The organism is Thioalkalivibrio sp. AKL9 (assembly GCF_000377825.1).
GTDB lineage: Bacteria > Pseudomonadota > Gammaproteobacteria > Ectothiorhodospirales > Ectothiorhodospiraceae > Thioalkalivibrio > Thioalkalivibrio versutus.
On sequence record NZ_KB905105.1, the window covers coordinates 126,974 to 141,972 of the forward strand.

Below are 14,999 nucleotides of genomic sequence, written 5' to 3' on the forward strand. Positions count from 1 at the left end.
AACGCCAAGCTATATTCAGAGACACGAATTACCCACCCCATATGGAGAACGGACACCATGGCCCACCTCGACTGGTCGCATTATCCGGTGAATGAACTGAAGCTCGTCTACAGCACGCTGCACGCGCAACTGACGCTGGAGCCCGAGCTGATGGATTCCGAACTGATGGCCGACCTGCAGACCCACCTGCAGCAGGCGGCCAAGGCTGCCGGCGTGGACGCCTCCACCCACTCGCAGTGGGCCGCGTGGCTTAACGACCGATAGAAACCTATGGAACACATGTCCCACGCAGCTAGCGGCGGACGTCGAAGCCCGACAGGCGGCCAAAAAACCCTAGCCCCTACAACTCCTGGCGCATTTTCTCGAGACCGCTGACCAAATCTGGAAGGTGCTCGTCCACCAAATTCCAGATCGTGTCGCTGTCGATACCCAGATAGGCGTGGATCAACCGATTGCGGGTAGCAACGATCATGCGCCAGGGAATATCCGGATGTTCCTCCCGGACCTCGGAGGCACATGACTGGCAGCCTCGCCGATCAGCTCGAGGTTACGGAGTACGGCGTCGAAGACGAGCTCATTCCGTATGAACATGTCGCGATCAAGACCATCCGTATAGGCCATCGCCTTGCGCGCGAACCGAATCATGTCGTCCAGATAGAAACGCCACTCGCGCCCGGCCATGGACTCAGACACGGATCGCCTCGCGCTCGACGAACGGACGAAGCTCGGCGCGCAGAGCTTTTTCCGAGACCAGATCCACCGGATACCCCAGAAGATCCTCGAGGTAAAACTGCACACCGAAATACTGTTGTGCGGAGGCCGGGCCGTCGTAACCCACCAGGATATCGACGTCACTCTGCTCTCCGGCCTCGTCGCGGGCCAGCGAGCCAAACAGCGCCAGGCCGCACACGCCGAATTCGCGCTCGAGATGCGCACGGTGATCCCTGAGTGCCTTCAAGACGGCGGTACGGTCCAGCCTGCGAGACATTTGGCCCATTACATCGTCCTGTTAATGCCCGTCGGTCATCCCGGCAAAGTGCTCAGGCGTCGCCTTCGGTGGCCTTGCGATGTTCGGTGGCGAAATCGAGCATGCGCTGGGTGGCGACCAGGGCCTTCTGGCGCGCGGTCTCGTCGACGAAGATCTCGTTCTTCGCCGGCTCGTTGGTGTCTTCCAGTGTCTCGGCCAGCGAGACCAGATCGTTCATCGCCATCCACGGGCAGTGCGCGCAACTGGTGCAGGTGGCGCTGTGGCCACCAGTGGGCGCCTCGATCAGCTTCTTGTCCGGCGCGGCCTGCTGCATCTTGTAGAAGATGCCCTTGTCCGTCGCGACGATGAATTCCTGTTCCGGGCGGTCCTTCACCGCCGCGATCAGCTGGCTGGTGGACCCCACCACATCCGCCTGGTGGATCACCTCGCGCGGGGATTCCGGGTGGACCAGCACGGCGGCGCCGGGATGGCGCCCGCGCAGATCTTCCAGCGCCCAGGAGCGGAATTCGTCGTGCACCACGCAGGAGCCGTCCCAAAGCACCATGTCGGCGCCGGTGGTACGGCGGATGTAATCGCCCAGGTGCTTGTCCGGGGCCCAGAGAACCTTCTTGCCCTGGTCGCGCAGGTGCTCGACCAACGGCACGGCGATGCTGGAGGTGACGACGTAATCGGCCTGCGCCTTCACGTCCACCGAGGTATTCGAATACACGACGACCGTGTGATCCGGGTATTGCGCGCGGAACTTCGCGAAGTCGTCCGGGGGGCAGCCGAGGTCCAGCGAGCACTCCGCCTCCAGCGTCGGCATCAGCACGCGCTTTTCCGGGCTCAGGATCTTGGCGGTCTCGCCCATGAAGCGCACGCCGGCCACCACCAGCGTCTCGGCCGGGTGCTCCTTGCCGAAGCGCGCCATCTCCAGGGAGTCGGACACACAGCCGCCGGTCTCGTCCGCCAGGCGCTGCAGGGATTCGTCCACGTAGTAATGCGCAACCAGCACCGCGTTGCGCTCGATCAGCAAGCGCTTGATGCGGCGCACCAGCTCGTCGCGCTGAGTGTCGGTCAACGCGTGCAGCGAGGCCGTCACATGGTCCGTGCGCGGCACGTGGAAAATCGGTTTTTCGGCCACCGGTGCGTTCATCTGCCCTCTCACCCCAGGATCCGGGGTAGATCATCGTCTTCTAATAGTACGACAGGGCCCCGGCCGCTGTCGTTCCTGCACATTGTGGGGTCGTATCCGCGCATCCCAACCGGCCCGCCTATAATGTTGCGGCCATGACCGAGCTGAAGCAGCAATACAAGGCGATGACGTTCGAGGAACGCATGGACCTGGCCCTGTCCGCGGACCTCGAGGACCAGTGGCGCCCTCTACTGGTACGCGACCAGCACGCCCAGGTGAAGGCGTATTTCTCGCGGCGCATGGACCTGACGCCGGAAGAGGTCGTCCTCCTACTGGCCGACCCGAACCAGACCGTGCGCCTCAACTGCGCCAAGCGCCCGGACCTGACCCCGGACCAGGTGGAGGCCTGCGTAAACGACCGCGACCCCAACCTGCGCTACTTCGTCGCGCGCAATCCGCTGTTGACCGAGGCACAGAGGGAACGCCTGATGAAAGACGAGGACGAACTGGTACGCATCGCCGTGCGCAAGGGCCCGAAGACCCGCGGCACCCGCGCACGCCCTGGACAAGCCGAGATGATCCGTTGACCGAGACGCCGCCTGAACAGCCGAAACGCCCCAAGCCCTCGCGGCGACGCCGCGCGCTCAGCTGGGGCATCCAGATCGGGCTCGCGCTCGTGATCTTCCTGGCGGTGCGCGCCTGGATGGCGCGCGACATGGTCGAGGGCCCGGCGCCTCAATTCGAGGCCCATCTTCTGGATGGAACGCCCGTTTCGCTCGCGGACTACGCGGACGAACCCATGCTGCTGCACTTCTGGGCCACCTGGTGCCCGATCTGCCGCCTGGAGGCAGGCGAGATCGTGCGCCTGTCGCAAGGCCACCCGGTTCTGACGGTCGCCATGCAGTCCGGCGTGGACGAAGAGCTGCTCGAACACATGACCGAACAGGAGCGCGAACTCGCCGTGATCAACGACCCGGAGGGCGCCCTCGCCGCGCGCTACAACGTGCGCGGCGTCCCGGCCAGCTTCATCATCACACCCGACGGCGAAATCGTCTTCCGCAAGCAGGGCTACGCCCCGCCGCTCGAACTCCGCCTGCGCCTCTGGCTCGCCCGCTGGCTGTAGCGGCACCGCCCGACACGGTGCAGTGCGCTTCGCTCAGTGCACCCTACGCCCAACCGTGATCACGCGGCGCGGGGTTCGATCTCGCTACGCACGCGGTCGGCGAGTTCGATCTGGGCACGCCGCAATTCGTATTCCACCTGGAGGTTCAGCCAGAAACGCTCGGAAGTACCGAAATAACGCGCCAGCCTCATGGCCGTGTCGGCGGAGACGCCCCGGCGCTCGCGCACAATGTCATTCATCCGCGTCGTCGGTACATGCAATGCCCCGGCAAGCGCGTTCACGCTAAGCCCTAGCGGAGCAAGAAACTCCTCGCGCAGGACCTCGCCTGGATGGATGGGCCGCATACCGTTTGTAGTCATGCTCTAACCTCCTTCGGGAACCCTTCAGTGGTAATCGACGATCTCCACGTCCTCGGCACCCTCGTCCGTCCACCGGAAACAAATGCGCCACTGGGCATTGATGCGAATGCTGTGCTGTCCCACGCGGTCACCAGACAGGGCCTCCAGCCGGTTCCCCGGCGGTGACCGCAAATCCTGCAGCGTCTCCGCCGCTTGAAGCTGAATCAGCTTGCGTTCCGCGATCGTTCGGACGCTCGACCAACGTCGACTTCTGCCCGTTTCGAACAGCGCCCGGGTTTCCCTACACCGAAAGCTTCTGATCATGGGCACATGATATAACGCTTAACGGTAAGCAGCAAACCAATGGCGCAGCTCGCTTCGCTCAGTGCACCCTACGTCCAGCCAGCCCCGCGTAGGATGCTGTTGAGCGAAGCGAAACGCATCAAAATGGCCGTGGGCAGCAACCCAGCTTCTTGACCCCCAACGCGCACAAGTTACACTTCAAAGTGTAACCAAGGGAGGCCGCCATGGAAGCCACCACCAAGGACATGCGCCTGCACAGCCGCGAACTGCTCGCCGCCGTGGACCGGGGCGAGGAGATCGAGATCACGTATCGAGGCCGCTTGCGCGCCAAATTAGTCCCATACCGGAGCGCCGCGGCCCCGCAAGCACGCGCCGCCCACAATCCACTGTTTGGACTCTGGCGAGACCAGCAAGGCTCGGTTGACGACTACGTCCGACGAATCCGGCAACCGAGGAAATTCAAGTAATGCTAGTGGACACGGATGTCCTGATCTGGAATCTGCGCGGGAATCAGAAAGCCGGCGAATGGCTCGACCGCTCGCCCGGATTCACGGTGTCCGCCGTAACCTACATGGAGCTCATCCAGGGCCTGCGCGACCAGACCGAATTCCGCGCGCTGCGCCAAGCCGTCCAGTACTGGGATGCCCGCATCCAACCGGTAAGCGAAGCCATCTCGAACCGCGCAACCTTCCTTGTCGAGACCTACGCCCTCAGCCACAACATGCAGATGGCCGATGCGCTGATCGCGGCGACCGCCACACAGCTGGGCCTGCCACTCGTCACGGCCAACGATCGGCACTACCGGCACATTGAGGGTTTGGAAATACACCTGTTTCGACCCGAATAACGGATCGGTGCAGTTCGCTTCGCTCAGTACCCCCTGCGCTCGATCATTACCCGAACGCCGTAGGATGCGTTGAGCGCAGCGAAACGCATGGCCCCCGGGCGAAGCGACTAATCGTCCAGCTCGCGCAGGACGCGGAAGCCCAGGTTGGTATCCATCTCGTCGATGTTGCGGCGGCGCCGGGCAGCGCTGCGCGTATTCACGGCAGAGTCGAACCACGAGCCACCCTTGGTCACCACCCACTCGTTGTCCGGGTCTCGGCGATAGACGCCGTCACGCGGCAGCGACTGGTGTCCGTCGTGCCAAGGGGTGGAGGTGAACTCCTGCACGTTCCCGTGCATGTCGTACAGCCCCCAGAGGTTCGGCTGGAAGCTGCCCACATCCAGCGGGCGCGACAACGGGAAACACGCCGGGATATACCACCTGCGCCGCTGGCGCCGCTCCTCGTACGGAAACAGCGAATTGAAGTGCACGTCGCGGCACCCCACCACCTCGCCAAAGGCGAACGGCGTGCGCGTGCCCGCCCGACAGGCGTATTCCCACTCCGCCTCGGTCGGCAGACGATAGCGCTTGCCCGTCTCCTCGCTCAGCCAGTCGAGATATTGCTGGATGCTGTCCGGCTTGATGTTGAAGATCGGCATGCGCGGGGTGCTGGGCCACACCAGCCACTCCCAGGGTTCCCAGCCGGTAGCGGCCTGGAAGGCCCCCCACTCCTCGCGGGTGACTTGATAGCGCCCCAGCGCAAAGGGTCGCTCCAGCGCCACGTAGCGCCGCGGGGCCTCGTGCGGCTGATGGCCATACTCCGAGGCATCCGAACCCATCTCGAACTCCCCGGCCGGGATCACCTGCAGCTCCGGCGTCGGCACGCCGGAGCGCGCCTCATCGCGAAAGCCGACCGATCCGCCCACCTTGCGCGCCGCCTGCTGCTGCAAATCCAGCAGATCCGCCTGATCCATCCGCTGCACGTCCTTCACCATGACCCTGCTAACCTCCAGCACCTTCAATTTCGCTGCACCTGACACGCCGCGTCTTTACGAATGACATCGCGACACCGCCCCGTCATTGCGAGCGAAGCGAAGCAATCTCCTGTCGCATCCGCGGCATCCAGCCAGCACTACCGCCCGCATTCCTGACCGGGACCTCTGACTTGTAGGCAACCTGTCGCCAGCAACGTTCCAGCACCACCCGACCTGGCCCGTGGCCTCGAGCGCCACGCTCGTCTATGCTCTCGCATGCACGCGATCTCAGGGAGGAGACGACGATGCAGACTTGCAAAGGAATCACGGCCATCGAGCTGATGGTCGCGTTGGGTGTGCTCGCCATCCTGGCCATGCTCGCCGCCCCAAGCTTCAGTCAGATGATCGAGCGTCAACGCGTCATCGGCGCCACCAACAGCCTGCTCAACGCCATGCATCTTGCACGCAGCGAGGCGATCAAGCGCAACGAGCGGGTCACCCTTTGTCCGTCCAGCGACGGTGAGACCTGCCGCGAAGACGGCGACTGGGCATACGGCTGGATCTGGTTTGCCGACCCGGAACACTCGGGCGAGCGCTCCGAGGAAGACCCACTCATCGGCTACGAGAATCCAGGGCTACAGGACATGCTCTCGATCAAGGGGAACACCCCGGTCCGGGACTACGTGTCCTACGTAGCCCGGGGAACAACCCGGCGCACGAGCGGCGCACTGCAGATGGGCAGCTTTACCGTTTGCGGCAACGGCCACGAAGGCCGGCGCGTAATTGTCAGCAGCATCGGGCGGCCGCGAAGCGAGCCATCGAAGAGCTGTCCTGACTAGCGTTGTCCTCAGCGCGCGAAAAACGTTCGGTCAGGAACGTACGGATCACCAGCAATCATCGCCACCCGGGGTTCCATCCCGGTCCGCGCTCCCTCCGGTAACCGCGAGCGTAATGCTCTGACAATTGGAGTCATTCGCCTGGCGCCCCTGCGCGGTGGCGGTCGCGGTAAAGCTCGACCCCGACTCGTTGGATATCGCCAGCTGGTAATGCCCATCGTCCGATTCGGCGGTCAGCCCCAGATCCGAAAGGTCTCCGGTGTAGGCCGGATTATTTGCCCGCCAGCGCTCCTGTTCCATCTGAATACGCAGTAGTGAGTCATGCGCATCCGCTCGTTGCGACTTCAAGATGTAGTTCTGGTACGACGGGTAAGCGATTGCCGCCAGGATGGCCACGACCGCGACCACGATCATCAGCTCGATCAGGGTAAATCCCAGCGCCTTCGTGTTTGCTGCCTTCATCGCTCTATCCCCTCGGAGACTTCCGTTTTCGCCAAACCCGATTCCACCACAACCGCCCGCCAGCGAGCCCTGTCAATATCGCGAGTGGAAGCATTCGCACGACGAGCGGTAGCCAGACGACATGCCCAAGATACCCCAAACCGTATAATGGGAGTCGAGACCTCCCTACCTCCTGCCCGGGGACCGCGCATGGCCGCACCACAAAAACCCTTCGGCTTCACCCTGATCGAGCTCATGATCACCATCGCCGTGCTGGTGATCCTGGTCACGCTGGCCGCCCCAGCCTTCAACCTCGCCGAGCAGCGCCGTGTAATCGGCGCCGCCGAAAGCGCCCTCGACCAGATCCAGATGGCCCGCACCGAGGCCATCAAGCAGGGGCGCGATATCCGCTTCGTGAGCCAGGTGGACGGCGACGCCTGGTGTCACGGCATAACAAGCACACCCGCCTGCGATTGCACGGTCGAGGACCCGGCCGCCGCGAACGCATGCACCATCGTGATGGCAGGTGACGAGGACGCAGTGCTGCGCACGACCAGCTCGGATGATTACCGCAATGTCTCGATGACGGGCGAACAGACCATCACCTTCAATCACGTGCGCGGCACCGTGCAGGGCGACCGGTCCGATCTCCTCTTCACGTCATCGCCAAACAACTTTGGGATGCAGGTCCAGATCAATCCGATCGGACGTCCTCGCGCCTGCGGAACCAACCGTGCCATGGGGGCGTATAGCGAATGCTGAACCGAGCTAGAAACACTGCGCCGATTCCTTCGCGCCGCCGCAACGGCGCTGGGGGCTTCACGCTCATCGAGCTGATGATCGGGATCCTGGTCGGAACGATCGTGATCGCCGCGGTGATTGCCCTATACATCACGGCCATACGAGGCGCCACCTTCGTCACCCAGGAAGCCCGGCTTACGCAGGAAACGCGCATTGCGCTGGATCTAATGGCCAACGACATCCGTCGCACGGGCTATTCGCACCCCGACCGCATTGAGTTCGACGAAGAATCCGATGCGCTTCCGAGAAACCCCTTCATGGCCTCGGACCTGAACCTGGCAATTCACGAAGGCGGCAGCTGCATCCTGCTCAGCTACGACCCAACTTACGGCTACATCATCGAGGATCCGTTGCAGGCACTGGACGAGATCGACGAACAGTACGTGTTCGGCTACCGCCTGGCAGGGAATTCGATTCAGATGCTGACCGGCCAGATCGAGTCAACCGGATCATGTGACCAGAATGACGGCTGGGAAACCCTCACAGACCCGACAACAACTAACGTCACCCTGCTCGACTTCTCGCTTGACCGGTCGTCCTGCCTGCACCTAAACGCAGACGGGAACGCCACCGAGACAGCCGGCCTTTGCCCCGACAACGGCGGCGACGAAGATTTTTACTTCGAGAACCGACGCGTAACCATCCAGCTGGATGCGCAGCACGCCGACGAGCCCGACACACGGGTCTCGTTCACTGACAGCGACGACCGAGATACCAGCCTGACCGTCGGAGTCCGCAACGCGCGAATCTTTAATGGTAGCGACGACTGACCCGCTACAACGGAGCAACTGCATGACATCGTATTTTTCCAGGTTACCGCGCAGAGGCCACCAGAAAGGCCTTGCGACCCTGTTGATCACGGTGATCATCCTGGTCGCCATCACCCTGGTGATCATCTTCGCCTCCCAGACCGCCATTCTCGAACAGCGCATGTCAGCCAACGAATTGCGCATGAAACAGACCAACAACGCCGCGCAGGCGGGACTGGAAGTAGCACTGGCCTACGCAGCGGAGAACAACCGCCCCCCGGGCTGGGAAGACAATGGAGATTCGTTCCTCATGCTGGAGACAGACCGATACGCGGCCCGAGCGGCCTTCCTTGCGCCTACGGCTGCGAGTGAAGCCTTCGGCACCGCGGATGCAATCTGCGGCAATACTCCGGACGCCTTTGCTCAAGCAGTGGCCAACCTAACCTCTGCTTCCGGCGATCCTTTGCTGCTCACCAGCGCTGACGAAGAAACAAACATCCGGAATGCCGTGGCCCTTTCTTGCGGCTGGAGCGATGACCGAGCCGGACGGAAGGCGATACTGGTCGGCGTACAGGCCGGTCCATCAATCGCGAATCCACCTGACAATCCCCTCGTGACACGAGGAGGCCTCGCAATCTCCGGTACAGCTGCGGTTTACAACGCGTACACGGACACCAACATCCGCTCCGGTGGTGAAATCAACACCAGCGGTGGTGGTACAGGTAACAGTTTCCTCTTGCGCGAGGGCGAATCCCGCCCTTCCACGGACCCAGCCAACCCAGACCCAGTCCCTCTGGACGGGGACGGGACTTATGTCCAGGAGTCTCGCGGTGACCTGCTGGGCCTTGATGTCATCGACCGAGACGACAACTTTGGCGTCACCGGAGATGAGTTCTTCGAATCATTCATGGGCTCCAGCATGGAGTCATACAAGGAAAACCAAATCGAAAATGTCCTCGAATCAAACGGAGACCGATTCGAATTTGACGCAAGCGAATGGGGCCAGACGATCTGGATCGAAGGCGATGCCGAACTGACTGGGACCTTGGGTAGCCGCGAAAACCCCGTACTGCTAGTTGTGGAAGGTGACCTCAGGACAACGGGTAATTTCCAAGACTTTCACGGCATTCTCTACATTACCGGCGACCTTATCGCGCGAGGCAATCCCCGGTTCTTTGGTGCCGCCATTGTCCAGGGGCGTACGGACGTACCTGACGACGCAGAGGTCTCCGGTACACCCTTCTTCTACTTTGATCCGATCGCAGCTGGCGGTGCGGGCAGCGTAGGGGCACGCTCTCTGGTATCTGGAAGCTGGCGCGACTGGACCCATGGCGTTGACTAAAGCAAGCACCACCGCCCGCCTGCATCCAACGACAGCCCCGTCACGCTTCGCGTACAGAGGTTCAAAGATGATGTCTCACCCTAAACAGCGCACGTTCGGAATCACGTTGATCGAGGCACTAATTGCCTTGGCGGTGATCGGCCTCGGAATCCTTGCGTTGTCCAAGCTGTACGGGGACCTGATGGTCTCGACGGCAGACTCCAAGGCCCGGGCGGAAGCCGTCCAGGTCATGGAGTCCCGCATCGACAAGATGCGTGATTCCCTCACGGAGACAGATTTCAACCTTGCGAAGGATGCATTGACCGAAGGCTTCACCGGGACCAATGCAAATTTTCGTTTTGAGCTTGACGAAGGAACCATCAACTCCCTCGATGGCACCACCACAATCGAGCTGACAGCATTCTGGGACAACGCGAGAGATGAAGAACAGAGCGTTCAAGTCGCGAGCGTACTCTACTGGACCGACCCCCTTCTGAGCCTTAACCAGGCGCGGGGACGCCTCCCCGGCGGCCAGAATATCGCATCGCCCTCCGGTGACGCCCGCACTGGCGGGGACCCAATTGACCCGTCAGACGCAACGACGCTGGCCGAGCTGCCTGATGACCGAGGGTTTGGACGGATGGAGATGCGCGCAGATGATGATCGTCGCCAACTGGTCCGCATTGACACGGACGGGACCGAGACCGTTCTTCTCGAAACCGACCTTTCTCTGGGATTCAGCACGATCTCGGGGTTGGTAATCCGTCTATTTGACGACGATCAATTCGATACTCTGCGTGCCCGCGTCTCCGATTCCGGCTATTGCGTAAACAACGACATCCCTGAATTCGAACCCGAGACGTTCTTTTATCGATGCTACGTGGGACGGGGATGGTTCGGCAATATCGCCGTCCGCGACTCTCAAATCGACGTGTCCGACCAAAGTGGCGCAATCGCAGTGGGCGACCCCGAGTTCGACCTCGCAGATTCGGGGGATAACGAACCCCGAGTCACCGAACCGTCCGTCTCGATCCGCCGGGCCTTCCGGGGCAGCGGGATATGGCAGCGCGCAGAGCTCGGGATGACCCACCCGCTGGTGCAGGCCCTCGTCGAGCGCGACTCCGCCGACGGTATCCGCCCCACCTGGCTGCCACCGGCGTTCGACGCCAGTGACAGCGCCCCTCCGGAGTACGTGACACGTGAAAGCGCAGGTGGTCCAAACGTTGATTACGCGGATTATTTCGACGATGACTATCAACTCATCGATTTTGGCCAGCACTTTGTATTCGACCAAATCACGGGGCAGCGCACCCCACTGCTGTCCCACTTAATTCAACGAGATAGCCCGATTCCTGGGCCGTTTTCGATACAATGGTTTCACCACAAAACGTTGAATCGAAACGAGGAATCGGGCTATGGCCTACCATGCTACTGTACTTCGTCAGCTTCTCCAATCCGTGCCGCGACTTGAATTTGAGCGACTGGCGACGAAGCTGGATGGGCCGCGGCGCAGCGACGCCTTGTCCCGCTGGAGCCAGTTTCTGGCTCTGGTGGTTGGGCATGTGGGCCAGCGGCACAGCCTGCGTGATATCGAGTCCGCGCTGATGAACGATCCCGCGCTGCGCTATCACCTGGGGACCCGTTCGGTCAGCCGTTCGGCCCTGGCGCGCGGGAACGAGACGCTCAACGCGGATTTCTTCCAGGAGCTCTTCGGGCTGCTGTATACGCGACTGCAGTCCAGTGGTTCCGTGCCGGGCAAGCGCTTCCGGTTCAAGGGGAAGCTGTTCTCGCTGGATGGTTCGTTGGTCGATCTGTCGATGAAGGTCTTTCCGTGGGCCGACATCGCGCCCAAGAAGGCGGCCTTCAAGCTGCATCTGGGGCTGGATCATGACGGGCTGATTCCGGCCTTTGCGGAAGTGAGTGGTGGTCTGGAGTCGGAGATGGACGTCGCCGACACCTTCGCGTTCCCGCGCGGTAGCGTGGTGGTCTTCGACCGTGGCTACAGCCGCTATACATGGCACAAGCAACTGACCGAGCGCGGGATTTTCTGGGTCACCCGGGCCCGCCAGGGCATGGTGCACGAGGTGGTGAAGACTTTGCCGGTCGCGCAGGACAGCCCGGTTCTGAAGGATCAGATCATCCGCCTGACCAGCCGCAAGGCGTTACAGGCCGAGCTGCCCGAGATCCGGCGGGTCGAATATCGGGATCCGGAAACCGGCAAGGTCTATGTCTTCCTGACCAACCACCGGCGCTGGGCCGCACAGACCGTGGCCGATATCTACAAGTCCCGCTGGGAGGTCGAGCTGTTCTTCAAGTGGATCAAGCAGAACCTGAAGATCCGCAGCTTCCTGGGCCGGAGCCTGAACGCGGTCGCCTCGCAGATCTTCGTGGCGCTGTGCGTCTACCTGCTGGTGGCCTTCCAGAAATTCGTCTCACGCTCGGCCATGGGCATCCAGGCCGTGCTACGCCTGGTGCAATTGAACCTGTTCCAGCGCAGACCCTTGGCCGATCTCCTCCGCGGTCGGAAACACGATCCACCCGATCCCCAGATGCCACTGCGGCTGAGGGCCGCGTAAGTGGGACAGCAGTGGCCTGTATCGACGATGACTATCAACTCATCGATTTTGGCCAGCACTTTGTATTCGACCAAATCACGGGGCAGCGCACCCCCACTCAAGCGAAGTCCGCGCTCGAAGACGCGAACGAGCAGATCGTCGATTTCCTCGGTTGGGATACCACAACAGACGGAGCCCCCTTGGCCAATAACGCAGGGGAGTTCTATCGCCAATGGTGTGATCAAACTGACGTCACTTGTCCCGGATTTTAGTACAACCGGGATCAAACCTTGCCTCTTTGCCTGGCGCCCTATCCTCAATAACGGTTTCGCGATTTCCAGGAGGGCGACAGCGGGCTGGAGCCGAAGCTTCGGAGTCGACACATCAAAAGCGCCCGGCGGCTGAACCGACCGGGCGCTTTTCTTTCCCTTGGCCCCTGAAGGGGCGTTGGCGCTAGCGGTTACGCCGAGGCGCGGGAGGCCTTCTTGCGCTCGTGTTCCACCAGGAACTTCTTGCGGATGCGGAGGCTCTCCGGGGTGACCTCGACCAGCTCATCTTCGTCGATGAACTCGATGGCCTGCTCCAGCGTCATGCGAATCGGCGGGGTGAGCTGGATGTTCTCGTCGGTGCCGGACGCGCGGACGTTAGTGAGCTGCTTGGCCTTGAGCGCGTTCACGACCAGGTCGTTCTCGCGCGAGTGCAGCCCGATGACCATGCCCTCGTAGACCTCTTCGCCGGGGCCGATGAACATCTTGCCGCGATCCTGCAGGTTAAACAGGGCAAAGCCCAGCGCCTTGCCGGTGGCGTTGGCGATCAGCACGCCGTTCTGGCGCGAGGCGACCGAACCGGGCTGGTACGGGCCGTAGTGGTCGAAGATGTGGTGCAGGATGCCGGTGCCGGAGGTCGCGGTCATGAACTCGGTCTGGAAGCCGATCAGCCCGCGCGACGGGATGATGAAGTCCAGGCGCACGCGGCCCTTGCCGTCGGGGACCATGTTGGTCATGTCGCCGCGGCGTTCGCCGAGCTTCTCCATGATCGTGCCCTGGTGCTGCTCCTCGACATCCACGGTGACGGCTTCGTAGGGCTCCTGCCGCACGCCGTCGACTTCCTTGATGACCACCTCGGGGCGCGCAACGGAGAGCTCGTAGCCCTCGCGACGCATGTTCTCGATCAGGATGCCGAGATGCAGCTCGCCGCGGCCGGAGACCTTGAACTTGTCCGGGTCCTCGCCCTCTTCGACGCGCAGCGCCACGTTGTGCTTCAGCTCTTCCTGCAGGCGATCGCGCAGCACGCGCGAGGTGACGTACTTGCCTTCGCGCCCGGCGAACGGCGAGGAGTTGACCTGGAAGGTCATGCTCACGGTCGGCTCGTCGACGGTGAGCGGTTCCATCGCCTCGACGTGGTTCGGATCACACAGGGTGTCGGAGATGAACAGCTTGTCCATCCCGGTAAAGGTGATGATGTCGCCGGCGCGGGCCTCTTCGACCTCCACGCGCTCCAGGCCGTGGAAGCCCATGATCTGCAGCATGCGGCCATTGCGCACGCCGCCTTCGCGGTCCACCACTTTCACCGGGCTGTTCGGCTTGATGTGCCCGCGCTTCACGCGGCCGATGCCGATCAGGCCCTGGTAGCTGTTGTAGTCCAGCGAGGAGACCTGCATCTGGAACGGGCCTTCCGCATCGACGTTCGGCGGGGACACATGCTCGACGATGGTCTCCAGCAGGCAGGTCATGTCGCCTTCGGTGACGCTGGAATCCATGCCGGCAAAGCCGTTCAGCGCCGAGGCGAACACGATGGGGAAGTCCAGCTGCTCGTCGGTCGCGCCCAGGCGATCGAACAGGTCGAAGACCTGATCCACGGCCCAGTCGGGGCGCGCGCCGGGGCGGTCCACCTTGTTGATCACCACGATCGGCTTGAAGCCCATGGCGAAGGCCTTCTGGGTGACAAAGCGGGTCTGCGGCATCGGGCCATCCACCGCGTCCACCAGCAGCAGCACCGAGTCGACCATCGACAGCACACGCTCGACCTCGCCACCGAAGTCGGCGTGTCCGGGGGTGTCGACGATGTTGATGCGGTAGTCCTTCCATTCGATGGACGTGTTCTTGGCGAGAATGGTGATCCCGCGTTCCTTCTCGATGGCGTTGGAGTCCATGATCCGCTCGCCGTGATCGCCACGCTTGTCGAGGGTGCCGGACTGGCGCAGGAGCTGGTCGACCAGCGTGGTCTTGCCATGATCAACGTGGGCGATGATGGCGATATTGCGAAGCTTCTCGGTCATGGAATGCAAACTCTAGATACTGGCAAAAGGGCCGACACTATACAGAGTTATGCGTTGGCGCGCTGAGACTTCCACGTTTTCAGCGCAGGCTCCGCACGCTTGCGCCCGCCATCCCGACCAAAGCGCAGCGCAGTTCGCCCCGACAATGCCGAGCGACCTCGTCATTCCGGCCGCAGCTCGCCGCGACCATGTGGTGCTCCCACGTCGTCATCCCGGCCGCAGCGCAGCGAAGAGCCGGGATCTCCCACGCCGGATACCCCCAAGGCCTGGCCAGACCACGGCGCACAAGATCCCGGATCACCGCTGCGCGGTGTCCGGGATGACGGGGGAGAGGCCGGTGCCCAGGACGCCG

19 protein-coding genes and 1 pseudogene are annotated in these 14,999 nt (G+C 62.4%); 12 read left to right on the forward strand and 8 right to left on the reverse strand.

Annotated elements, in window-relative coordinates; translation table 11 throughout:
- The first annotated feature begins 57 nt into the window (after positions 1–57).
- Positions 58–264, forward strand: coding sequence for a hypothetical protein (locus D573_RS0104525; protein WP_018938259.1), 207 nt, complete (start codon positions 58–60; stop codon positions 262–264).
- A 76-nt stretch (positions 265–340) separates the two neighbouring features.
- On the opposite strand, the pseudogene D573_RS13750 reads toward D573_RS0104525, so the two are convergent.
- From D573_RS13750 to nadA, 3 genes and pseudogenes are all read right to left on the reverse strand, one after another.
- A pseudogene (locus D573_RS13750) lies at positions 341–681 on the reverse strand (DUF86 domain-containing protein).
- 4 nt (positions 682–685) lie between these two features.
- Positions 686–997, reverse strand: a complete 312-nt coding sequence (locus tag D573_RS0104535; RefSeq protein ID WP_018650558.1) for a nucleotidyltransferase family protein — start codon at positions 995–997, stop codon at positions 686–688.
- A 43-nt stretch (positions 998–1,040) separates the two neighbouring features.
- Positions 1,041–2,123 carry a quinolinate synthase NadA gene (nadA, locus tag D573_RS0104540; protein ID WP_018650559.1) on the reverse strand — a complete coding sequence of 361 codons (1,083 nt, stop codon included), beginning with the start codon at positions 2,121–2,123 and terminating at the stop codon, positions 1,041–1,043.
- A 134-nt stretch (positions 2,124–2,257) separates the two neighbouring features.
- Between nadA and D573_RS0104545 the strand changes: the two genes are divergently transcribed.
- Positions 2,258–2,689: a hypothetical protein gene (locus D573_RS0104545; protein ID WP_018168333.1), complete on the forward strand. Its 432-nt coding sequence runs from the start codon at positions 2,258–2,260 to the stop codon at positions 2,687–2,689.
- Positions 2,686–3,225, forward strand: coding sequence for a protein disulfide oxidoreductase (locus D573_RS0104550; protein ID WP_018938260.1), 540 nt, complete (start codon positions 2,686–2,688; stop codon positions 3,223–3,225). The genes D573_RS0104545 and D573_RS0104550 overlap by 4 nt, the downstream gene beginning before the upstream one ends.
- A 59-nt stretch (positions 3,226–3,284) precedes the next feature.
- On the opposite strand, the gene D573_RS0104555 is transcribed toward D573_RS0104550, so the two are convergent.
- Entirely contained in the window at positions 3,285–3,584 is a 300-nt protein-coding gene (locus tag D573_RS0104555) for a HigA family addiction module antitoxin (RefSeq protein WP_018144608.1), read from the reverse strand.
- 24 nt (positions 3,585–3,608) lie between these two features.
- Positions 3,609–3,887 carry a type II toxin-antitoxin system RelE/ParE family toxin gene (locus tag D573_RS0104560; RefSeq protein WP_018938262.1) on the reverse strand — a complete coding sequence of 93 codons (279 nt, stop codon included), beginning with the start codon at positions 3,885–3,887 and terminating at the stop codon, positions 3,609–3,611.
- A gap of 203 nt (positions 3,888–4,090) precedes the next feature.
- On the opposite strand from D573_RS0104560, the gene D573_RS0104565 reads away from it, so the two are divergent.
- Both D573_RS0104565 and D573_RS0104570 read left to right on the forward strand, forming a co-directional pair.
- Entirely contained in the window at positions 4,091–4,333 is a 243-nt protein-coding gene (locus tag D573_RS0104565) for a type II toxin-antitoxin system Phd/YefM family antitoxin (RefSeq protein ID WP_018144612.1), read from the forward strand.
- Positions 4,333–4,713, forward strand: a complete 381-nt coding sequence (locus D573_RS0104570; RefSeq protein WP_018938263.1) for a type II toxin-antitoxin system VapC family toxin — start codon at positions 4,333–4,335, stop codon at positions 4,711–4,713. The genes D573_RS0104565 and D573_RS0104570 overlap by 1 nt, the downstream gene beginning before the upstream one ends.
- A 107-nt stretch (positions 4,714–4,820) precedes the next feature.
- Here D573_RS0104570 and D573_RS0104575 read toward each other — a convergent pair whose 3' ends face one another.
- The gene (locus D573_RS0104575; RefSeq protein WP_018938264.1) at positions 4,821–5,687 is read right to left on the reverse strand and encodes an SUMF1/EgtB/PvdO family nonheme iron enzyme; all 867 of its coding nucleotides are present in this window, start codon (positions 5,685–5,687) and stop codon (positions 4,821–4,823) included.
- 284 nt (positions 5,688–5,971) lie between these two features.
- On the opposite strand from D573_RS0104575, the gene D573_RS0104580 reads away from it, so the two are divergent.
- Positions 5,972–6,505, forward strand: a complete 534-nt coding sequence (locus tag D573_RS0104580) for a GspH/FimT family pseudopilin (RefSeq protein WP_018938265.1) — start codon at positions 5,972–5,974, stop codon at positions 6,503–6,505.
- Positions 6,506–6,550: 45 nt separating this feature from the next.
- Here the strand turns inward: D573_RS0104580 and D573_RS0104585 are convergent, their stop codons facing one another.
- Positions 6,551–6,964 carry a type IV pilin protein gene (locus D573_RS0104585; protein ID WP_018176230.1) on the reverse strand — a complete coding sequence of 138 codons (414 nt, stop codon included), beginning with the start codon at positions 6,962–6,964 and terminating at the stop codon, positions 6,551–6,553.
- Between the two features lie 189 nt (positions 6,965–7,153).
- Here D573_RS0104585 and D573_RS0104590 point away from each other — a divergent pair, with 189 nt between their 5' ends.
- From D573_RS0104590 to D573_RS0104615, 6 genes are all read left to right on the forward strand, one after another.
- Positions 7,154–7,705: a GspH/FimT family pseudopilin gene (locus D573_RS0104590; RefSeq protein WP_018176231.1), complete on the forward strand. Its 552-nt coding sequence runs from the start codon at positions 7,154–7,156 to the stop codon at positions 7,703–7,705.
- Positions 7,699–8,514, forward strand: coding sequence for a prepilin-type N-terminal cleavage/methylation domain-containing protein (locus D573_RS0104595; protein ID WP_077277013.1), 816 nt, complete (start codon positions 7,699–7,701; stop codon positions 8,512–8,514). Before D573_RS0104590 ends, D573_RS0104595 begins: the two co-directional genes overlap by 7 nt.
- Positions 8,515–8,536: 22 nt before the next feature.
- Positions 8,537–9,835, forward strand: coding sequence for a pilus assembly PilX N-terminal domain-containing protein (locus D573_RS0104600; RefSeq protein WP_018939172.1), 1,299 nt, complete (start codon positions 8,537–8,539; stop codon positions 9,833–9,835).
- A gap of 67 nt (positions 9,836–9,902) precedes the next feature.
- Positions 9,903–11,285 (forward strand): hypothetical protein, encoded by a 1,383-nt coding sequence (locus tag D573_RS0104605; RefSeq protein WP_018939173.1) that lies wholly within the window; start codon positions 9,903–9,905, stop codon positions 11,283–11,285.
- Positions 11,230–12,390 (forward strand): IS4 family transposase, encoded by a 1,161-nt coding sequence (locus tag D573_RS0104610; protein WP_026288004.1) that lies wholly within the window; start codon positions 11,230–11,232, stop codon positions 12,388–12,390. The genes D573_RS0104605 and D573_RS0104610 overlap by 56 nt, the downstream gene beginning before the upstream one ends.
- A gap of 11 nt (positions 12,391–12,401) precedes the next feature.
- Entirely contained in the window at positions 12,402–12,641 is a 240-nt protein-coding gene (locus D573_RS0104615) for a hypothetical protein (protein WP_018939175.1), read from the forward strand.
- 188 nt (positions 12,642–12,829) lie between these two features.
- On the opposite strand, the gene typA is transcribed toward D573_RS0104615, so the two are convergent.
- A complete protein-coding gene (gene typA / locus D573_RS0104625) occupies positions 12,830–14,647 on the reverse strand; it encodes a translational GTPase TypA (RefSeq protein ID WP_018168341.1) in 1,818 nt (605 codons plus the stop codon).
- Positions 14,648–14,999 lie beyond the last annotated feature (352 nt).